At 74.1% G+C, this 20105-nt stretch carries 19 protein-coding genes; all 19 read left to right on the top strand.

Annotated features, from left to right (window positions below; all coding sequences use genetic code 11):
* Window positions 1-339: 339 nt before the first annotated feature.
* On the top strand, window positions 340-1536 hold the full coding sequence (infC, locus tag BXY45_RS24875) for a translation initiation factor IF-3 (protein ID WP_218566934.1): 1197 nt from the start codon (window positions 340-342) through the stop codon (window positions 1534-1536).
* 114 nt (window positions 1537-1650) lie between these two features.
* Window positions 1651-1845: a 50S ribosomal protein L35 gene (rpmI, locus tag BXY45_RS16505; RefSeq protein WP_109775618.1), complete on the top strand. Its 195-nt coding sequence runs from the start codon at window positions 1651-1653 to the stop codon at window positions 1843-1845.
* A 59-nt stretch (window positions 1846-1904) separates the two neighbouring features.
* Entirely contained in the window at window positions 1905-2288 is a 384-nt protein-coding gene (gene rplT / locus BXY45_RS16500) for a 50S ribosomal protein L20 (protein WP_109775617.1), read from the top strand.
* A 38-nt stretch (window positions 2289-2326) separates the two neighbouring features.
* A complete protein-coding gene (locus BXY45_RS16495) occupies window positions 2327-3328 on the top strand; it encodes a TrmH family RNA methyltransferase (RefSeq protein WP_218566933.1) in 1002 nt (333 codons plus the stop codon).
* The gene (locus tag BXY45_RS16490; protein ID WP_170131566.1) at window positions 3325-3705 is read left to right on the top strand and encodes an ATP-binding protein; all 381 of its coding nucleotides are present in this window, start codon (window positions 3325-3327) and stop codon (window positions 3703-3705) included. Before BXY45_RS16495 ends, BXY45_RS16490 begins: the two co-directional genes overlap by 4 nt.
* A 107-nt stretch (window positions 3706-3812) precedes the next feature.
* Window positions 3813-5003, top strand: a complete 1191-nt coding sequence (locus tag BXY45_RS16485; RefSeq protein WP_211319659.1) for a sensor histidine kinase — start codon at window positions 3813-3815, stop codon at window positions 5001-5003.
* Window positions 5004-5061: 58 nt separating this feature from the next.
* Window positions 5062-6123, top strand: a complete 1062-nt coding sequence (gene pheS / locus BXY45_RS16480; RefSeq protein ID WP_170131564.1) for a phenylalanine--tRNA ligase subunit alpha — start codon at window positions 5062-5064, stop codon at window positions 6121-6123.
* Window positions 6123-8780, top strand: coding sequence for a phenylalanine--tRNA ligase subunit beta (pheT, locus tag BXY45_RS16475; RefSeq protein ID WP_211319658.1), 2658 nt, complete (start codon window positions 6123-6125; stop codon window positions 8778-8780). The genes pheS and pheT overlap by 1 nt, the downstream gene beginning before the upstream one ends.
* The gene (locus BXY45_RS16470) at window positions 8777-9598 is read left to right on the top strand and encodes an SDR family NAD(P)-dependent oxidoreductase (protein WP_109775613.1); all 822 of its coding nucleotides are present in this window, start codon (window positions 8777-8779) and stop codon (window positions 9596-9598) included. Before pheT ends, BXY45_RS16470 begins: the two co-directional genes overlap by 4 nt.
* A 45-nt stretch (window positions 9599-9643) precedes the next feature.
* Window positions 9644-10714, top strand: coding sequence for an N-acetyl-gamma-glutamyl-phosphate reductase (gene argC / locus BXY45_RS16465; RefSeq protein WP_245961876.1), 1071 nt, complete (start codon window positions 9644-9646; stop codon window positions 10712-10714).
* Window positions 10711-11112: an ACT domain-containing protein gene (locus BXY45_RS16460; RefSeq protein ID WP_218566932.1), complete on the top strand. Its 402-nt coding sequence runs from the start codon at window positions 10711-10713 to the stop codon at window positions 11110-11112. The genes argC and BXY45_RS16460 overlap by 4 nt, the downstream gene beginning before the upstream one ends.
* On the top strand, window positions 11109-12302 hold the full coding sequence (gene argJ / locus BXY45_RS16455) for a bifunctional glutamate N-acetyltransferase/amino-acid acetyltransferase ArgJ (RefSeq protein WP_109775611.1): 1194 nt from the start codon (window positions 11109-11111) through the stop codon (window positions 12300-12302). Before BXY45_RS16460 ends, argJ begins: the two co-directional genes overlap by 4 nt.
* Window positions 12299-13222: an acetylglutamate kinase gene (argB, locus tag BXY45_RS16450; RefSeq protein ID WP_109775610.1), complete on the top strand. Its 924-nt coding sequence runs from the start codon at window positions 12299-12301 to the stop codon at window positions 13220-13222. The genes argJ and argB overlap by 4 nt, the downstream gene beginning before the upstream one ends.
* Complete coding sequence (locus tag BXY45_RS16445; RefSeq protein ID WP_245961875.1) at window positions 13219-14607, top strand: acetylornithine transaminase; 1389 nt, start codon at window positions 13219-13221, stop codon at window positions 14605-14607. The genes argB and BXY45_RS16445 overlap by 4 nt, the downstream gene beginning before the upstream one ends.
* Window positions 14604-15605: an ornithine carbamoyltransferase gene (argF, locus tag BXY45_RS16440; RefSeq protein ID WP_109775609.1), complete on the top strand. Its 1002-nt coding sequence runs from the start codon at window positions 14604-14606 to the stop codon at window positions 15603-15605. Before BXY45_RS16445 ends, argF begins: the two co-directional genes overlap by 4 nt.
* On the top strand, window positions 15602-16192 hold the full coding sequence (locus BXY45_RS16435) for an arginine repressor (protein ID WP_109775608.1): 591 nt from the start codon (window positions 15602-15604) through the stop codon (window positions 16190-16192). Before argF ends, BXY45_RS16435 begins: the two co-directional genes overlap by 4 nt.
* Window positions 16189-17622, top strand: a complete 1434-nt coding sequence (gene argH, locus BXY45_RS16430) for an argininosuccinate lyase (protein ID WP_170131565.1) — start codon at window positions 16189-16191, stop codon at window positions 17620-17622. Before BXY45_RS16435 ends, argH begins: the two co-directional genes overlap by 4 nt.
* A gap of 45 nt (window positions 17623-17667) precedes the next feature.
* Window positions 17668-18399 (top strand): DNA-3-methyladenine glycosylase, encoded by a 732-nt coding sequence (locus tag BXY45_RS16425; RefSeq protein WP_109775666.1) that lies wholly within the window; start codon window positions 17668-17670, stop codon window positions 18397-18399.
* Window positions 18396-19676: a tyrosine--tRNA ligase gene (gene tyrS, locus BXY45_RS16420; protein WP_109775607.1), complete on the top strand. Its 1281-nt coding sequence runs from the start codon at window positions 18396-18398 to the stop codon at window positions 19674-19676. Before BXY45_RS16425 ends, tyrS begins: the two co-directional genes overlap by 4 nt.
* The last annotated feature ends 429 nt before the right edge of the window (window positions 19677-20105 follow it).

The following is a 20105-nucleotide window of genomic DNA, read 5'->3' as shown; positions in this document are numbered from 1 at the left end:
GATTGACCGACCGCGGCTTCGTGACCGCGCCCGCCCCCACCCGGCCCTGCCGGGTCCTCGGGGGCGACGCTGCACGAGGCCCGGTGCGCCAAGTGGAGGCCTCCTCCCACCCGCGTCGGCCCTTACCGGCCGCCGGGTTCCCGGTCCACCGCACTGCCCTGTGAGTCATTGAGGGCACGTGCGGCTCTCGGGCGTCGACTGACGACGTTCGAGCCGGGTCAGGCCCCCGCGACGCGTCCGCCGGGGGAGACCCTCCCGCGACGGTGGTTCCGAGCACGTCGCAGAGGAGCTAGGCACATCAGCGAACCGCGCATCAACGACCGCATCCGCGTCCCCGAGGTGCGGCTGGTCGGGCCGAACGGTGAGCAGGTCGGGATCGTGCGCGTCGAGGACGCGCTTCGCCTCGCGCAGGAGGCCGACCTCGACCTGGTCGAGGTCGCCCCGCAGGCGAAGCCCCCGGTCTGCAAGCTCATGGATTTCGGCAAGTTCAAGTACGAGTCCGCGATGAAAGAGCGCGAGGCTCGGAAGAACCAGACGAACACCGTGCTCAAGACCGTCCGGCTGCGCCTGAAGATCGACCCGCACGACTACGAGACCAAGAAGGGCTTCGCCGAGAAGTTCCTCGAAGGTGGCGACAAGGTCAAGGTCATGATCATGTTCCGTGGTCGTGAGCAGTCGCGCCCGGAGATGGGTCTGCGTCTGCTCCAGCGGTTCGCCAACGACGTCGCCGAGCTGGGCTCGATCGAGTCCAGCCCGCAGCAGGACGGCCGCAACATGGTCATGGTCATCGGCCCGACGCGCCGCAAGGCGGACGTCAAGGCCGAGCAGAAGGCCGAGCAGCGCACCCGCCGCGACGCCGACCGCTCTGCCCGCGCCGAGCGGACCGAGAAGGACCGCACGGAGCAGGCCGAGCGCGAGTCCACCGCGCCGGAGGCTCCCGAGCCGCCGCAGATCTCCCCGCTCATCGCCGAGGGTGACGAGCCGCTCTTCGTACGTCGCGCCCCGCAGCCGGCCGCCCCGGCGGCACGCGAGGGCGGGTACCGCGGTGACCGCGAGGGTGGCTACCGCAGCGAGCGTCCTGACCGCGGTGACCGTCCCGACCGCGGTGACCGTCCCGACCGTGAGGGCGGCGGCTACCGCGGTGGCGACCGCCCCGACCGTGGTGGTGACCGTCCGGACCGTGAGGGCGGCGGCTACCGCGGTGGCGACCGTGAGGGCGGCTCCCGCCCGATGCGTCCCGCTGCCGGTCCGTCGACGCGTCCCTCCGGTCCTCCGCCCGGTCTTCGGCCTGCCCGTCCGGCCATGCCGCGTCCCGCGGCGGGTCCGGGTGCAGCGCCCGGCCCTCGCCCGCCGGCCCCCGTGCCTTCCCGCGAGGGAGCAGCGCCGAGCCCGACGCCGCGTCCCGCGGCCGCCCGTCCGGGCGCCACGCCGGGACCGACGCCCGGCGCCACGCCGGGGCCCCGCCCCACACCGGCCGCCCCGCGGCCGACCCCCCGTCCGGCTCGTCCGACACCCCCGCCGCCTTCGGGCGAGTGAGCGTCGGACCAGCCAGACACCACAGCACCCGTGCCGCCCGGAGGGACCCCTCCGGGCGCTGACCAGAGCGCGGGCGGGCCAGTGCGCCCGCCCGATACGAGGAGGACGGCAGCCGTGCCGAAGATGAAGACCCACAGCGGGGCCAAGAAGCGTTTCAAGGTCACCGGGAGCGGCAAGCTCATGCGCGAGCGCACCAACCTGCGCCACCTGCTGGAGGGCAAGTCCACCCGCCGCACGCGCCGCCTGTCCGTTGACGCGCAGCTCTCGCCGGCCGACGCCAAGCGCGCCGAGCGCCTGCTCGGCCGCTGACGCGGCTGAGCGCACCCTCACCGACGTCTACCGACCTCTAGAAGACCCAGGAGCACCCCGTGGCACGCGTCAAGCGGGCAGTCAACGCCCAGAAGAAGCGCCGCACCGTCCTCGAGCGCGCCAGCGGCTACCGCGGCCAGCGCTCGCGGCTATACCGCAAGGCGAAGGAGCAGGTCACTCACTCCCTCGTCTACGCCTACCGTGACCGTCGCGCCCGCAAGGGCGACTTCCGCCGCCTGTGGATCCAGCGCATCAACGCTGCGGTCCGTGAGAACGGCATGACGTACAACCGCTTCATCCAGGGCCTCAAGGCCGCTGGTGTCGAGGTCGACCGTCGCATGCTGGCCGAGCTCGCCGTCAACGACCCGGGCGCTTTCACCGCCCTCGTCACCACGGCTCGCGCTGCGCTGCCGGCGACCCAGACCGCCGAGTCGGCGGCCTGACGGCAGTCTCAGACTCCTCGACGCGAACGGCGCGACGCGTGAGCACCACAGCGGCGATCCCGCTGCTGGGCAACCCCCGCGCCGACCGCGTGAAGGCGCTGGCGCGCCTGGCCACGGCTTCTGGCCGTGCCCGCGCCGGCGCCTTCCTTGCGGAGGGCCCCCAGGCCGTCCGCGAGGCCCTGGTCGCGGTAGCACCCCACCGAGTGCGCACCGTCATCGCCACGGCCGCGGCGCTGCAGCGTCACCCCGAGCTCGGCCCTGGCGCCCACCGCGCCGGGGCCGAGCTGCTGGAGTGCACCGACGAGGTACTTGCCGTCCTCTCCGGCACCCGTACGCCCCAGGGCGTCGTGGCCGTCTGCGATGCCGTGCACCCGACCCTCGACGACGTCCTCGCACCCGGGCCGCCGGCGCTCCTCGCGCTGCTGGCCCGCGTACAGGACCCGGGCAACGCGGGCACCGTGATCCGTGCCGCGGACGCCGCGGGCGCGGGTGCCGTCCTGCTCACCCGCGGCAGCGTCGACCTCCACAACCCCAAGGTCGTCAGGTCGACGGCGGGCAGCCTGTTCCACCTCGACGTGGTCCCCGGGGCCGACCTCGCCGAGACCGTCGGGCGCCTGCGAGGTGCCGGCGTCGCCGTCCTCGCCACCGACGGGGTACCCGGTCGCGGCAGCGCCGACCTCGACGACCTCCTCGACGACGCCGAAGCCGGCTCCGGGCCTCTCTCCGGACCTACCGCATGGCTGTTCGGCAACGAGGCCAGCGGCCTCGACCCCGCCGAGCGCGAGCTGGCTGACCTCGCCGTCCGGGTGCCGCTGCACGGCCGCGCGGAGAGCCTCAACCTCGCGACAGCGGCAGCCGTCTGCCTGTACGCCAGCGCTCGCGCCCACCGGCGCCGCGGCGCCGCGGCGGGAGCTCTCACGGCGACCCTCGGCGAGATCGCCCCGGGCGTCAGCCACACTGGCAACGTGGAGCACCACACGCCCCCCGCTCCGGGGGACGACGGCGACGCCGCCGACGTCGGCCACGGGGCCCACTCGTGACGGAGACGGTGCTGCCGTGCGGGCCCGAGGCCGCCGGCCAAGCCCGGCGACTCGTCGCTCGGGCGTGCGCTGACGCGCAGCTCCCGCCCGACGCGTGCGACAGCGCCCTGCTGTGCACCAGTGAGCTCGTCACCAACGCCATCGTCCACGGCCGCTCCGACGTGCGGCTCTGGATGAAGGCGGACCGGGGCTGGCTGCGCATCGAGGTCGGCGACGACAACTCCCGGCACCCGCACCTGCAGCCCGCCGACGACGGTGCCCTCGACGGGCGGGGGTTGTTCATCGTCGACCTGCTCACCACCCGCTGGGGCGTCCGCGACGACAGCATCGGCAAGGTCGTCTGGTTCGAGCTCCGCGCAGACCCGGTCGCTGACTGATCGCTCGTCCCCCGAGAACCGTGCCGACCACAGTGCCAACCACAGTGCCGACACCATCCGTCACCGGGAGTGATGGCGACGGAGGCAGGGACGGTACGGTCACCTCCGTGGATGCCGCGCAGGGCCTGCTCGAGGAGCTGCCGGACGGACTGGTGGTCATCGGGCCCGATGCCCGCGTGCAGATCGTCAACGCGGAGGCCGAGCGGTGCACCGGCATCGACCGCGAGCAGCTGATCGGTCGCGACGTCCGCACCGCACTCCCCCTGCAAGACACGACCGGGCGCGACTGGTGGGTGCTGACCGATCCCTTCACCGGCCTCGCCACCCGCAGCGGCCACCGGGAACGTCTGCTGGTGCTGCCGGGAGAGCACGAGGTGCTGGTCACCGCCCGGTACGTGCGCTCGGGGCGTAGCGCCCCGGTCGATCGCGTGCTCCTGCAGCTGCGTGACACCGAGGCCCGCCGCCGCCTCGAGAACGACCATGCCGGCCTCATCTCGACCGTCGCGCACGAACTGCGCTCGCCGCTGACCTCGGTGAAGGGCTTCACCTCCACGCTCCTGCGGCGCTGGGAACGCCTCACGGACGCTCAGAAGCGCCTCATGCTGCAAACCGTCGAGGCCGACGCCGACCGGGTCACCCGTCTCATCGCCGAGCTCCTCGACATCTCCCGCATGGACGCGGGCCGCCTCGAGGTGAAGCGGCAGGTGGTCGACCTGGAGGCCCTTGTCCGAGGTCAGGTCGAGCGGGCGGTGGCCACCGGTCAGCCTGCCGAGCGGTTCCGCGTGGCCATCGCCTCCCCGCTGCCGGAGGTCTGGGCCGATCCGGACCGCCTCGAGCAGGTGCTGAGCAACCTGGTCGGCAATGCCGTGCGTCACGGCGCCGGCCAGATCGACATCTCGGTGACGGCGGACCCGGACGGCGACGGCGTCGCCGTCGTCATCGACGACGAGGGCGAGGGCATCCCCGCCGAGCACCTCGGGGTGGTGTTCACGAAGTTCTGGCGCGGGTCTCGTCGCGGCGGCACGGGGCTGGGTCTGTACGTGGTGCGCGGGCTCGTGGAGGCGCACGGCGGGCGCATCACCGTGGGGGCCTCGCCCGCGGGTGGCGCGAGGTTCCGCTTCACGCTCCCGGCGGCCGTCCCGGAGTTCGTGCAGCTGCCGGGCACGCCGCTGCTCGACCGGCGCCAGGTGCACCTGCCGCTGCCCGAGTTCGTCGACGAGCGGGCCTCCTCGAGGACACCGGGCAGGACGACGACGGGCAGGACGACGACGGCGAGCGCGTCCGAGCGCCGCTGCTGACGGGCCCGGGGGTGGGCCGACCGGGGGAGGCCCGCACGCGCTCTGGCAGGCTTGCCCGGTGCCCGAACTGGATGACGACCTGCTCGGTGAGCAGGCGGTCGAGAGCGCCGTCGCCGCCGCGCTAGCCGCGCTGGCCGCCGCGCCGGACCTGGACGCTCTCAAGGAGGTGCGCCTCGCGCACGCCGGAGACCGCAGTCCGCTCGCCCTGGCCAACCGCGCCATCGCCGAGGTGCCCCCGAGCGAGCGCGCGGCCGTCGGCAAGCGCATCGGCAGCGCGCGGGGCCGCGTGCGCGCTGCGCTGGAGGCCCGCACGGCCGAGCTGGAGGCCGAACGCGACGCTCGCGTGCTCGTGGAGGAGACCGTCGACCTCACGGTCCCCGTGCAGCGCACCCGCGCTGGCGCGCGCCACCCGCTGGCGCTGGTGGCCGAGCGACTCGAGGACGTCTTCACCGCGATGGGCTACGAGGTGGCCGAGGGCCCCGAGGTCGAGGCGGAGTGGTTCAACTTCGACGCCCTGAACTTCGGCGTCGACCACCCGGCCCGTCAGATGCAGGACACGTTCTTCGTCGACCCGCCGAGCTCGGGCCTGGTGATGCGCACGCACACCTCCCCCGTGCAGGCGCGTTCGCTGCTCGAACGCGGCGCCCCGCTGTACGTGGTGTGCCCGGGCCGCACATTCCGCACCGACGAGCTCGACGCCACCCACACCCCCGTCTTCAACCAGGTCGAGGGCATCGCCGTCGACGAGGGCCTGACCATGGCCCATCTGCGCGGCACCCTCGACCGCCTCGCGACGGCGCTGCTGGGGCCGAGTGCCCGCACGCGCCTGCGCCCGTCCTTCTTCCCGTTCACGGAGCCGTCCGCGGAGCTCGACGTGTGGTTCGAGCGCCCCGATGGCTCCGGGAGCGGCTGGCTCGAGCTCGGAGGTTGCGGCATGGTCAACCCGAACGTCCTGCGCGCGTGCGGGGTCGACCCGGACCGCTACAGCGGCTTCGCGTTCGGCATGGGCATCGAGCGGATCCTGCAGATCCGCAACGGCGTCGCCGACATGCGCGACATGGTCGAGGGCGACGTGCGCTTCTCGCGCGCCTTCGGCGCCGGCCTGGGGACGGCCCTCTGATGCGCGCGCCGCTGAGCTGGCTGCGCGAGTGGGTCGACCTGCCCGCTGACGTCACGGGCGAGCAGGTCGCTGCCGCGCTGGTGCGTGTGGGGCTGGAGGAGGAGGGCCTGCACGGTGGTGACGTGACCGGCCCCGTCGTCGTCGGCCGCGTGCTGTCGGTGTCGCCCGAGCCGCAGAAGAACGGCAAGACCATTAACTGGTGCTCGGTCGACACCGGCGAGGTCGCCCGCGGCGAGGAGCCTCGGGGCGTCGTCTGCGGAGCGCACAACTTCTCCGCCGGAGACCTCGTCGTCGTCGCCACGCCGGGGGCGGTCCTGCCCGGCCCGTTCCCCATCGCCGCCCGCAAGACGTACGGGCACGTCTCCGACGGCATGATCTGCTCGGCGCGCGAGCTAGGGCTCGGCGAGGACCACGCTGGGATCATCGTGTTGGCGCGTCTCCTGGGTGAGACGGCCGCGTCGCAGCTGGAGCCCGGCCAGGACGCCCTCGCGCTGCTCGGGCTCACCGAGGAGGTCGTCGAGGTCAACGTCACGCCCGACCGCGGCTACTGCTTCAGCGTCCGCGGGCTGGCCCGCGAGTACGCCCACGGCGCTCGCCTCGACGTGGCCACCGCGTTCCGCGACCCGGCCGCCGTCGACGTGCCCGCCGCCGGCGGTTCCGGCGCGGCAGCCGGGCACGGCGTCGAGCTGCGCGACGACGCCCCGATCCACGGCGCTCCGGGGTGCACCCGGTTCGTGACGCGCGTCGTGCGCGGCGTCGACCCGACGGCCCCGTCGCCCTTCTGGCTGCAGCGCCGCCTGCAGCAGGCCGGCATGCGGCCGATCTCCCTGGCCGTCGACATCACCAACCACGTGATGCTTGAGCTGGGCCAGCCGCTGCACGCCTACGACCTCGCAGAAGTCGACGGCCCGCTCGTCGTGCGCCGCGCGCGTCCGGGGGAGCGGCTGGTGACCCTCGACGGGGTTGACCGCACCCTCGACCCCGAGGACCTGCTCATCGCCGACGGCACTGGTGTGGACGGCGTGGGTGGCGCGCGCGCCATCGGGCTCGCCGGCGTCATGGGTGGGCGCGACACCGAGGTCACGATGACGACGCGCGACGTGCTCGTCGAGGCCGCCCGCTTCGACCCCGTGACCATCGCGAGGACGGCGCGGCGCCACAAGCTGCCGAGCGAGGCGAGCCGCCGCTTCGAGCGCGGCGTCGACACGGCGCTGCAGGCCGCGGCCGCGGAGCTGGCGGTGCGACTGCTCGTGGAGCACGGCGGGGGGACGGCGGACGACGCCGCCACCGACGTCGTTGCACCCGGTACCTCTCTGGAGCCGGCGCCGATCGCGCTGCCGGTGGGCCTGTCGGCCCAGCTCTCGGGCGTGCCGGCGGACCAGCTCGACGAGGCCCGCGTGGTCGAGCTTCTCGAGCAGATCGGCTGCAGCGTCGCGCCCAGCGACGACGAGGCTCTCGGCACGCTCGACGTGGTCCCGCCCACGTGGCGTCCCGACCTCGCGCAGCCCGTCGACCTCGTGGAGGAGGTCGTGCGTTTGCACGGCTACGAGGCGATCCCGTCGGTGCTGCCGCCCGCGCCGCCCGGCCGCGGCCTCACGAGCGCGCAGCGTCTGCGCCGTCGCGCCGCCGACGCCCTGGCGGCCGGAGGCTTCGTCGAGGTGCGGTCCTACCCGTTCACGTCCGCGGCGCGCAGCGACGAGCTGGGTCTGGACGCCGACGACCCGCGGCGCACCGCCCTGCGGCTGGCCAACCCGCTCTCCGACGAGCAGCCGCTGCTGCGCACCAGCGTGCTCGCCACGCTGCTCGACGTGCTGCGTCGCAACACCTCGCGCGGAGCGACCGATGTGGCGCTGTTCGAGGTCGGCGGCGTGGTGAACCCGGTTCCGGGTGCTCCGGCGGCGCCGCGCCTGCGCGTCGACCAGCGCCCCTCGGACGCCGAGCTGGCGGGTCTGCTCGCCGCCGTGCCGCCGCAGCCCGTGCACGTGGCCGGGGTCCTCGCCGGTCGCGCCGAGCCCGAGGGCTGGTGGGGCCCGGGGCGCACGGCTGACGCCGCCGACGCCGTGGCCGCCGCCCAGACCGTGGCGGGTGCCCTCCGTCTGGACCTCGTGGTGACCGCGGGCGCGCTCGCCCCGTGGCACCCGGGCCGTTGCGCGCAGCTGTCGCTGCCCGCTCCCGGCCCGGACGGTGACGAGGGTGCGGCTGCGGGTACGGGTGCCGTGGTCGGCCACGCGGGGGAGCTGCACCCCGCCGTCGTCGCTGCTCTCGGGCTGCCGCCGCGCACGGTCGCCTTCGAGCTCGACCTCGACGCGCTCGTTGCCGCCGCGCCCGAGCTGGTGCCGGCCCCGCGCCTGTCGCCGTTCCCGCCGAGCAAGGAGGACGTCGCCCTCATCGTCGACGCGTCCGTGCCCGCCGAGGCTGTCCGTCAGGCGCTGCTCGCCGGTGCCGCCGGGGGCGGCCACGCCGACCTCGTCGAGGAGGTCCGCCTCTTCGACGTCTACACCGGTGCGCCCGTGCCCGCCGGGCAACGGTCGCTGGCGTTCTCCCTGCGTCTGCGCGCGCTCGACCGGACGCTCACCGCGGCGGACGCCGCCGCCGTGCGTGAGGCCGCCGTCGCCGAGGCAGCGCGCCGCCACGGCGCCGTGCTGCGCGGGGCATGAGTACCCCGCCCAGCCGGGTCGCGCTCGTCACCGGGGCGACCAGCGGCATCGGGCGCGGACTCGCCGAGGCGCTCGGCGCTGCCGGATTCGCCGTGGGACTGCTCGGCCGCGACAGCGAGCGCCTCGCGGAGGCCCTCCAGGCCGTGCGCCGCACCGGCGCGCGGGCTGCCGCGGTGCCCGCCGACGTCGTCGACCTCCCTGGGCTCCAGAATGCCGTGGCGCACCTGGAGTCCCAGCTCGGGCCGGCGGACCTGCTCGTCTCGGCGGCGGGCGTCATCGAGGCGAGTGAGGTGCCGGTCTGGGAGGCGGATCCCGCCGAGTGGCGTCGCGTCGTCGACGTCGACCTCGTCGGCGCCTTCCACGCAATCCGCGCCGTCGTCCCCGGCATGGTCGCGCGCGGCGGAGGGCGGGTGCTGCAGCTCGACTCGGGCGCCGGCATCAAGGACAGCTCCGTCTACTCCGCGTACAACGCGGCCAAGGCCGGGCTCTTCCGGTTGGGTGGCAACCTCCACGCGGCCGGTGCCGCGCACGGCATCACGGTGCTGGAGCTGGCGCCGGGCGTCGTCAAGACGCCCATGACGATGGCGATGCCCGCCCACGAGCAGCGGCGCCAGCGCGACGAGTGGACGTCCCAGGCCGAGGTCGACGCGCTTGCCGTCGCCTTCGCCCGCGGCGAGCTCGACGCGTTTTCGGGTCGGATGGTCCGTGCGGGCGTCGACACCCCCGCGTCGCTCGCGCAGCGGGCCGCGACAGGACTCGACGACGACGCACGCCGCCTCCGGCTGCGCCCCTGGGGCGCCGACGACCCCCTGCGCTGACCCGCAGCTTTGCATGGCCATGCAGGGGTATGTATGGTTTATCGAGTGATCAGAGTGGCTGTCGCGGGGGCGAGCGGGTACGCCGGAGGTGAGGCGCTGCGCCTCCTCCTGGGGCACCCCGAGGTCGAGGTCGGAGCGGTGACGGCCGCCTCCAGTGCGGGTACGCGCCTGGGGGACGTGCACCCCCACCTGATGCCTCTGGCCGAGCGCGTCCTGGCCGAGACCACGCCCGAGCTGCTCGCCGAGCACGACGCCGTCGTCCTCGCGCTCCCGCACGGCGCTTCCGCAGCCCTCGCCGCTCAGCTTCCGGACGACCTGCTCGTCCTGGACTGCGGCGCCGATCATCGCCTCGCCGACCCGGTCGCCTGGAAGACCTTCTACGGCAGCGAGCACGCCGGTACCTGGCCCTATGGCATGCCCGAGCTGCCCACCGCTCCCTTTTCGACGACGACGAGCGGCGCAGCGCCCGACAAGCAGCGCGCAGCCCTCGTCGGCGCCCGCCGGGTGGCCGTGCCGGGCTGCTACCCCACGGGCATCTCGCTCGCCCTCGCGCCGGGCTTCGCCGCGGGCCTGCTGGAACCCGACGACGTCGTCGTCGTCGCGGCCTCGGGCACGTCCGGTGCCGGCAAGGGCCTCAAGCCGAACCTGCTCGGGAGCGAGGTCATGGGTTCCATGAGCCCGTACGGCGTCGGCGGCGTGCATCGCCACACGCCGGAGATCGAGCAGAACCTGTCCGGCGCTGCGGGCGAGCCCGTCACCGTGAGCTTCACGCCCACGCTGGCGCCGATGCCCCGCGGCATCCTCGCCACGTGCACCGCCACGGTGCGCGCCGGCGTCACCGCGGCCCAGCTCCGCGAGGCGTGGAACACCGCCTACACCGACGAGCCCTTCATCACGCTGCTGCCGGAGGGCTCCTGGCCGCGCACCGCGGACGTGCTCGGCTCCAACGTCGTGGCGATGGGCCTGGCGCTGGACGAGCGAGTGGGCCGCGTCGTCGTCGTCGCCGCAGAGGACAACCTCACCAAGGGCACCGCCGGCGCGGCCGTGCAGTGCCTCAACCTCGCGTTCGGGCTGCCCGAGACGCTGGGGCTGCCGACGACGGGGCTGGCGCCGTGAGTCCCGGCGTGCTCCTCCACGAGCACCCCGGAGCGGTCTCCGTGGTGCGACTGCCCGCCGACGCGCCTGACCCCACGTGGGCCCGCGGCGAGCCGCTGGTGTGCGTGGCCCGCACCCCGGACTTGCTGAGCGTGGTCTGCCCCGCCATCGCCGTGCCCGAGCAGCTGCCCGGCCCGGTGCAGGGGCCGTATGCCGCGTTCGAGGTGGCCGGCCCCACCGACTCCGCCCTGACCGGCGTGCTCGCCGGTCTGCTCCGCCCGCTCGCCGATGGAGGCATCAGCGTGTTCGCGCTCTCGACGTTCGACACCGACTGGGTGCTCGTACCCACCGGTTCCACGGCTCCGGCCACCGCCGCGTGGCGCGCTGCGGGCCACGAGGTGGAGGTGCTGGCGGTATGACCAGCACGACCGGGGTGACCGCCCCGCAGGGCTTCCGCGCCGCCGGCACCACCGCCGGCCTCAAGGCCAGCGGCAAGCCCGATCTCGCCCTCGTCGTCAACGACGGTCCCCGCCATGACGCCGCCGTCGTCCTCACGTCCAACCGCGTGCAGGCCGCCCCGGTGAAGTGGACCCGCCAGGCGCTCTCCGACGGCCGCTGCGATGCCGTGGTCCTCAACTCCGGCGGTGCCAACGCCTGCACGGGAGCGCCCGGCTTCGTCGACACGCACGCCACCGCCGAGGCCGTGGCCGATGCCCTGGGCATCGGCGCGGCCGACGTCGCCGTCTGCTCCACCGGCCTCATCGGCGAGCGCCTCCCCATGGACAAGCTCCTCGCCGGTGTGACAGCCGCTGCGGTCGCTCTCGACGGCTCCGGCGCGCAGGGCGGCGCCGACGCGGCCACCGCGATCATGACGACGGACACGGTCTCCAAGCAGGCGGTGGCCCACGGGCCCGCCGGAGCCGACGGCCAGCCCGGCTGGAGCGTCGGCGGTATGGCCAAGGGCGCTGGCATGCTCGCCCCGGGCCTGGCCACGATGCTCGTGGTGCTCACCACCGATGCCGTTGCCGAGCCCTCCGTGCTCGACGCCGCGCTGCGGGCGGCCACGCGGGTCACCTTCGACAGGGTCGACTCCGACGGCTGCATGTCCACCAACGACACCGTGCTGCTGCTGGCCTCGGGCGCCTCCGGCGTCGAGCCGGGCGAGGACGAGCTGCGCGAGGCCGTCACCGCCGTCTGCGCCGACCTCGCCCGCCAGCTCGTCGCCGACGCCGAGGGCGCCAGCCACGACATCGCCGTGGAGGTGGTCGGGGCGGCCACCGAGGACGACGCCGTCACCGTCGCCCGGGCCGTGACCCGCTCGAACCTCTTCAAGGCCGCGATCTTCGGCAACGACCCCAACTGGGGCCGCGTGCTCGCCGCCGTCGGCACCACCGACGCCGCCTTCGACCCCGACGCCCTCGACGTGTCCTTCAACGGCGTTCAGGTCTGCCGCGCCGGTGGCGTGGGCGACTCCCGCGACGGCGTCGACCTCAGCCCCCGCGAGGTGCGGATCCTCGTCGACCTCCACGCCGGCCCTGCCAGCGCGACGGTCTGGACGAACGACCTCACGCACGACTACGTGCACGAGAACAGCGCGTACTCCTCATGAGCACCGACCTGAGCAGCGCTGACCTGAGCAGCACCGGGAGCAACCCGCGGTTGCGCACCGCCGTCGAGAAGGCCGCCGTCCTCGTCGAGGCGCTGCCCTACCTGGAGCAGTTCCACGGCTCCCTCGTGGTGGTGAAGTACGGCGGCAACGCCATGGTCGACGAGACGCTGACGCGCGCGTTCGCCGCCGACGTCAACTTCCTGCGCCTGGCCGGGCTGCGCCCCGTCGTCGTCCACGGCGGCGGCCCGCAGATCTCGCGGATGCTCAAGCGGCTGAACATCGCCAGCGAGTTCCGCGGTGGCCTGCGGGTCACCACCCCCGAGGTCATGGAGGTGGTCCGCATGGTGCTCACCGGCTCCGTCGGCCGCGAGCTGGTGGGCCTGCTCAACGCCTCCGGGCCGCACGCCGTGGGCCTGTCCGGGGAGGACGCCGGCCTGTTCACCGCCCGCCGCCGCCACGCCGTGGTCGACGGGGAGCCGGTGGACGTCGGACTCGTCGGTGACGTCGTCGCCGTCGACCCGCGCGCCGTCCAAGACCTCCTCGAGGCCGGTCGTATCCCCGTCGTCGCCACGGTCGCCCCCGAGGAGGACGGCGACGGCGTCCTCAACGTCAACGCCGACACCGCCGCCGCGGCCCTCGCGGTGGCGCTCGGCGCTCGCAAGCTCGTCGTCCTCACCGACGTCGAGGGCCTGTACTCCGACTGGCCGGACAGGTCCTCGCTCGTCTCCCAGATCGGCGCCGCCGAGCTGGAGCAGCTACTGCCGACCCTGGAGTCCGGGATGGTGCCCAAGATGGAGGCCTGCCTGCGCGCGGTGCGCGGCGGTGTCGAGGCCGCGCACGTCGTCGACGGACGCGTGCCGCACACCCTGCTGGTGGAGGTCTTCACCGAGTCCGGCGTGGGAACGATGGTGCTGCCGTGAGCGCCCCCACCCATCCGACGGGCACCGACGTCACCCCAGATCTCCCCCCGGCCCTCGCGCACCCGGACGGCGGGTCCGCCGCCTGGTTGCAGCGCCACGGCCGCGCCGTCATGGGCACCTACGGCACCCCGCTGCGCACGCTCGTGCGCGGTGAGGGAGCCCAGGTCTGGGACGCCGACGGCCGCCGCTACGTCGACCTGCTCGCCGGCATCGCCACCTCGGTGCTCGGGCACGCCCACCCGCTGCTCACCGCCGCGGTGACCAGCCAGATGGCGACCCTCGGCCACGTCTCCAACTTCTTCGCGACGCCCGCGCAGGTGGCCCTGGCCGAGCAGCTGCTCGCCGTCACCCGCGCGGAGCCGGGCGGCCGCGTCTTCTTCACCAACTCCGGCGCGGAGGCGAACGAGGCGGCTTTCAAGATCGCCCGCCGCACGGGGCGTCCGCGCATCGTCGCTGCTCGCGGTGCCTTCCACGGCCGCACGATGGGCGCCCTCGCGATGACGTGGAACCCGAGCTATCGCGAGCCCTTCGCGCCCCTCCCGGGCGGAGTCGAGCACGTCCCCTTCGGCGACGTCGACGCGCTCGCCGCTGCTCTGTCGGAGGTCGACGACGACGGCGCCCCGCGTGGCGCGGTGGCTGCCGTGGTGCTCGAGCCCGTGCAGGGGGAGGGCGGCGTGCTGCCCGCTCCCGACGGCTACCTCGCGGCCGCGCGACGCCTCACCTCCGAGGCGGGCGCGCTGCTCGTGCTCGACGAGGTGCAGACCGGTATCGCGCGCACCGGGGCCTGGTTCGCCCACCAGCTGCCGGGCATCGGCCTGGACGCCGGGACGCTGCCCGACGTGGTGACGCTCGCCAAGGCGCTCGGCGGGGGAGTGCCCGTCGGCGCTGCCGTCGCCGTGACCGACAAGGCCGCGAGCCTGCTCGGCCCCGGCCAGCACGGCACGACGTACGGCGGCAACCCGCTCGCCACTGCCGCGGGCCTTGCGGTGCTGCACGTCGTGGAGCGAGACGGCCTCGCCGAGCGCGCCCGCAGCATCGGCGAGCAGCTGCAGGCCGCTGTCGACGCCCTGGTCGCCCAGCCGGAAGGTCAGCGCCCGCCGCTGCTGGTCGGCCTGCGTGGCGTCGGAGCGCTGCAGGCCCTCGTGCTGGACGCCCCGGCGTCCAAGGACGTCGCCGCCGCGGCGCTCGACGCCGGCTTCATCGTCAACGCCGTCGCCCCGGACGCCGTCCGGATCGCCCCGCCGCTCGTCCTCACCGACGCACAGCTGGCCGAGTTCACCGACGCCATCCCCGGGATCCTCGCGCGCGCCGCTGCCTCTCACGCGGCGTCCAGTCCCGGCAGCAGCGCCCCCACCCCGCCTGCCCCGACCGGGAGCCCCGAATGACCAGCACCACGCACCTCTCCCAGGACTTCCCCCGGCACTTCCTCCGTGACGACGACCTCACCCAGGCCCAGCAGGCCGACGTCCTGCGCCTGGCCATCGAGCTCAAGGCGGCGCGCACGGCGGGTCTTCACCCGAAGCGTCCGCTGGAGGGTCCGAAGACGGCCGCGCTGCTCTTCGACAAGCCCTCCACCCGCACGCGGCTGTCCTTCTCGGTGGGGGTCGCGGAGCTGGGCGGGTTCCCGCTCCTCATCGACGCGTCGACCAGCCAGCTGGGGCGCGGCGAGCCGGTGGAGGACACCGCCCGCGTGCTGTCCCGCCAGGTCGCGCTCATCACGTGGCGCACCTTCGAGCACGCCAAGCTGGAGGCGATGGCCGCCGCCAGCGACGTGCCGGTGGTCAACGCACTCACCGACCTGCTGCACCCGTGCCAGATCCTCGCGGACCTCCAGACGGTGGCCGAGCACCGCCCCGGCGGCGTCGACGCCCTGCCCGGCACGGTCTTCGCCTACGTCGGCGACGGCAACAACAACATGGCCAACTCCTACCTGCTCGGCGGGGCGGTGGCCGGCATGCACGTGGTGGTCGGCACGCCCGAGACCCACCTGCCCGACCCCGGCATCCTCGAGGATGCGCGCCGCGCGGCCGCGCTCACGGGTGGCTCGGTGAGCGTCGTCCACGACGCCGCCGAGGCGGTGGCCGGCGCCGACGTCGTCGCCACGGACACCTGGGTGTCGATGGGCCAGGAGGCCGAGGCCGCCTCCCGCGAGACCCCGTTCGTGCCGTTCGCGGTGACGCCGGAGCTCATGGCGGGCGCCAAGCCCGACGCCGGGGTGCTGCACTGCCTGCCCGCCTACCGCGGCAAGGAGATCGACGCGAGCTACCTCGACGGCCCCGGCAGCTGGGTGTGGGACGAGGCCGAGAACCGCCTCCACGCGCAGAAGGCCCTGCTCGTGGCCCTGCTCGAGGCCCGCGAGGGCCTGCCGTTCCCCGGCGCATGACCGGGAGCTCCTCCTCGCCGGCCCAGACCACCCCGACGAAGCCGACCACCCCGACCGCCCGGCGGGCCCGGATCGCCGCGCTCGTCGGCACCCGGCCGGTGCGCTCCCAGGCGGAGCTGGCGGAGCTGCTCGCGGCCGACGGTGTGCTGGTCACCCAGGCCACGCTGTCGCGCGACCTCGTCGAGCTCGGTGCCGTCAAGGTGCGTTCCAGCAGCGCAGCAGGGGGCCTCGTCTACGCGGTGCCGTCGGAGGGAGGAGACCGCACCCCGCGTCCGGCCGTCCCGGAGGCCGGTCGCTCCGCGCGCCTGGCACGGCTGTGCGAGGAGCTGCTCGTCACGGCGGAGGCGTCCGCCAACCTCGTCGTCGTGCGCACCCCGCCCGGGGCTGCGCAGTTCCTCGCCTCGGCGGTCGACCACGCCGCCATGCCCGACGTCATGGGGTGCATCGCCGGTGACGACACCGTGCTGCTCATCGCCCGCCACCCCGCCGGCGGCGCCGCGCTCGCGGCCCGCATGATCGCTCTCGCCGACGGCCGCGACGAGCCGATCGCCCATCCTTCGCACAGCACCACCGAGGAGACCCCGTGAGCCAGACCAGCCCCACCTCCACGGGGACCACCGTCCAGGGCGCGCTGTGGGGCGGCCGGTTTGCCAGTGGCCCGTCCGCGGCGCTCGCGGCGCTGTCCAAGAGCACCCACTTCGACTGGCGCCTCGCCCCCCACGACGTGCGCGCCTCGATGGCCCACGCCCGCGTGCTGCACACGGCCGGCCTGCTCACCGACGAGCAGCTGGTCCGGATGCTGGACGTGCTGCAGGGCATCCACGACGACGTCGTCTCCGGCGCCCTCCAGCCCGCCGACGACGACGAGGACGTGCACGGCGCGCTCGAGCGCGTGCTCGTGGAGCGCGCCGGTGCAGACCTCGGCGGCCGCCTGCGCGCGGGCCGCTCCCGCAACGACCAGATCGCCACCCTGCTGCGGATGCACCTGCGCTCGGAGGCCGGCAAGATCCGCGCGCAGCTGCTCGAACTGATCGAGGTGCTGGCCGCCGCCGCCGAGGCGCACCCCACCGCCGCGATGCCCGGCCGCACGCACCTCCAGCACGCCCAGCCCGTGCTGCTCGCGCACCACCTGCTCGCCCACGCGTGGGCACTCCTGCGCGACGTCGAGCGCTTCCGCGACTGGGACGCCCGCGCGGCCCTGTCGCCCTACGGCTCCGGCGCCCTCGCGGGTTCGTCGCTGGGCCTCGACCCGGAGGCCGTCGCGGCGGAGCTCGGCTTCGCCGGGTCGGTGCCGAACAGCATCGACGGCACGGCCAGCCGCGACGTGGCGGCGGAGTTCGCCTTCGTGGCAGCCATGGTCGGCGTCGACCTCTCCCGCCTCGCCGAGGAGGTCGTGCTGTGGGCCACCAAGGAGTTCGGCTTCGTGGCGCTCGACGACGCCTTCTCCACGGGGTCGAGCATCATGCCGCAGAAGAAGAACCCCGACATCGCCGAGCTCGCGCGCGGCAAGGCGGGGCGCCTCATCGGCGACCTCACCGGCCTGCTCGCCACGCTCAAGGCCCTCCCGCTCGCGTACAACCGCGACCTCCAGGAGGACAAGGAACCCGTCTTCGACGCCGCCGACACGCTGCTCCTGCTGCTCCCGGCCTTCACGGGCATGGTCGCCACACTGCGCTTCGACACCGCCCGCCTGGCTGAGCTCGCTCCGCAGGGCTTCTCGTTGGCCACCGACGTCGCCGACCACCTCGTGCGGCTCGGCGTGCCGTTCCGCGACGCGCACGAGGCCGCCGGTGCTGCGGTGCGGCGCTGCGAGGAGCTGGGCTGCGAGCTCGACGAGCTGCCCGACGCCGACCTCGCCGCGATTCACCCCGTGCTGGGGAAGGACCCGGCAGGCGTGCGGGCGGTGCTCACGGTCGAGGGCTCCATCGCCTCTCGTGACGCTCGCGGCGGCACCGCACCGGTGAGGGTGGCCGAGCAGCTCGCCGAGCTGCGCGCCGCCGCCGCCACCCTCTCCTGACGCCCCCCGTGATCATGGGCGCTGCACAAACCTCCGGCCGTGATCATGGGCAGTCGGCCACCTGAATCGCTGCCGCGCGCCTTCTTCGACAGGCCGGTGCTCGACGTCGCGCGAGACCTCCTCGGCCGCGTCGTCGTCCACACCTCCGATGACGGCGTCGACGGCGTCGGCGGCGGCACTGTCGCCGTCCGACTCACGGAGGTCGAGGCGTACGCCGGCCCCGGAGACCCGGGCTCCCACGCCGCGCGAGGCCGCACCCCGCGCACCGCGGTGATGTTCGGCCCGCCCGGTCATGCGTACGTCTACTTCAGCTACGGCATGCACTGGTGCGCCAACCTCGTCTGCGGGCCCGAGGGCACGGCCAGCGCCGTGTTGCTCCGAGCGGGGGAGGTGGTCAGCGGCCTGGAGCTGGCGCGCCACCGTCGCCCGACCGCCCGCAAGGACGTCGACCTCGCCCGCGGCCCGGCCCGCCTCGCCGCGGCGCTCGGTCTCGGCCAGGTGCAGGACGGCGCCGACCTGTGTGCCCCGAGCTCGGCGTTGCGCGTGCTGGACGGGCGCTCGCCGTCGTCGTCCTCCGAGATCCTCACCGGCCCACGGGTCGGCGTCTCGGGGGAGGGCGGGGACGGCGCGCGCTACCCCTGGCGGCTCTGGCTGACGGGGGAGCCCACCGTGTCGGCTTACCGCGTGGCGGCGCCGCGGCGCCGTCGGGCAGGCTCTGCCCCGACGACCTCGACGACGACGACGACGAGGCCGACCGACGAGGAGAGCACGCAGTGACCACGGCACCCGGATCCGGGATCATCGACGAGCTGCGCTGGCGAGGTGTGCTGGCGCAGAGCACCGACGAGGACGCGCTGCGCGCGGCCCTGGACGCCGGCCCGGTCACCTTCTACGTGGGCTTCGACCCCACGGCCCCGAGCCTGCACATGGGCAACCTCGTCCAGCTGGTCACCGCCCGGCGCCTGCAGGACGCGGGCCACATCCCGTTGATCCTCGTGGGCGGGTCCACCGGGCTCGTGGGCGATCCGCGCATGAGCGGCGAGCGTGTCCTCAACGACCCGGAGGTCGTGGCGGGCTGGGTGGCGCGGATCGCCGACCAGGTGAAGCCGTTCGTGTCCTTCGAGGGGCCGAACGCGGCGCGCCTGGTGAACAACCTCGACTGGACGGCGCCGATGAGCGCCATCGAGTTCCTCCGCGACGTCGGCAAGCACTTCCGGGTCGGCAGGATGCTCGCCAAGGAGGCCGTCTCGGCGCGGATGAACTCCGAGGAGGGCATCAGCTTCACCGAGTTCAGCTACCAGATCCTCCAGGGGATGGACTACCTCGAGCTGTACCGCCGCCACGGCTGCACGCTGCAGACCGGTGGGTCGGACCAGTGGGGCAACATCACCAGCGGTGTCGACCTCATCCACCGGGTGGAGGGCGTCTCGGTGCACGCACTGTCGACCCAGCTCATCACCAAGCCCGACGGCACCAAGTTCGGCAAGACCGAGTCGGGCACGGTGTGGCTGAGCCCGGAGATGACCAGCCCGTACGCCTTCTACCAGTTCTGGTTGGCGGCGGAGGACGCCGCCGTCGACTGGTACCTGCGCGTCTTCACCCAGCGCACGCAGGAGGAGCTGGCGGCGCTCGCGGAGGAGACGGCGGCCCGTCCGCAGGCGCGGGCGGCGCAGCGACTGCTCGCGCAGGACGTCACCACCCTCGTCCACGGCGCGACGACGACGGCGCGCGTGGAGGCCGCCAGCGCGGCGCTCTTCGGGCAGGGCGATCTGGCCACCTTGGACGCCGAGACCCTGGGATCGGCCCTCGCGGAACTACCGACGGCGCGGGTGTCGCCGGGGGAGCCGCTTATCGTGCCCCGGCTTCTGGCGGAGGCAGGCGTGGTGCCCAGTGCCTCGTCAGGACGGCGGGCCGTGGTCGAGGGCGGCGCGTACGTCAACAACGAGCGATGGGCCGACGCCGATGCGCCGGTGCCCGTGGAGCAGCTCCTCCACGGGCGGTGGCTCGTCCTGCGACGGGGTAAGCGCACGCTTGCTGCTGTCGACGTCGCCTGACGCACGGGGGACAGATCGGGGTGACGGGGTGTCACCGAGCGGGGCGTCCGGTCGGTGACACCCATGTCTCGGCTGTGTGAACCCCGTGTGACCTGCGCAGGTGCGGGGCTGGGCGGCCGATCGGGCTGCTGATGACGTGCAGCCGACACCCCGAGTTTGACGCTCACCGGAGCGTCACGTAATGTTCTTCTTGTTCGCCCGCCGGGCGGGCCGGCCTGAAAGGGCCAGCCCCGGTGAGGAGGACCACCTCGACAGAATCCGGTCGGTAACGACCGGGGGATTGTTGTGGGTAGGATGGAGACATCCCGAGCGAACGGCCGAAAGGCTGCGAATCGGTGTGTGTTCGTTTCTTGAGAACTCAACAGCGTGCCGAATGTCGATGCCAGCTTTATGTTGGCTCGAGTTGGATGTCAGATGACGTCTTTTTCG

The sequence above is a fragment of the Quadrisphaera granulorum genome, from assembly GCF_003149145.1.
Classification (GTDB): Bacteria; Actinomycetota; Actinomycetes; order Actinomycetales; family Quadrisphaeraceae; genus Quadrisphaera; species Quadrisphaera granulorum.
This window is presented reverse-complemented; position numbering and strand designations above follow the sequence as displayed.

Excerpts from the sequence above, each read along its gene's own strand:
- pheT (WP_211319658.1), top strand. The coding sequence starts at position 6,123 with ATGCGCGCGCCGCTGAGCTGGCTGCGCGAGTGGGTCGACCTGCCCGCT.
- BXY45_RS16470 (WP_109775613.1), top strand. The coding sequence starts at position 8,777 with ATGAGTACCCCGCCCAGCCGGGTCGCGCTCGTCACCGGGGCGACCAGC.
- argJ (WP_109775611.1), top strand. The coding sequence starts at position 11,109 with ATGACCAGCACGACCGGGGTGACCGCCCCGCAGGGCTTCCGCGCCGCC.
- argB (WP_109775610.1), top strand. The coding sequence starts at position 12,299 with ATGAGCACCGACCTGAGCAGCGCTGACCTGAGCAGCACCGGGAGCAAC.
- argF (WP_109775609.1), top strand. The coding sequence starts at position 14,604 with ATGACCAGCACCACGCACCTCTCCCAGGACTTCCCCCGGCACTTCCTC.
- BXY45_RS16435 (WP_109775608.1), top strand. The coding sequence starts at position 15,602 with ATGACCGGGAGCTCCTCCTCGCCGGCCCAGACCACCCCGACGAAGCCG.
- BXY45_RS16425 (WP_109775666.1), top strand. The coding sequence starts at position 17,668 with ATGGGCAGTCGGCCACCTGAATCGCTGCCGCGCGCCTTCTTCGACAGG.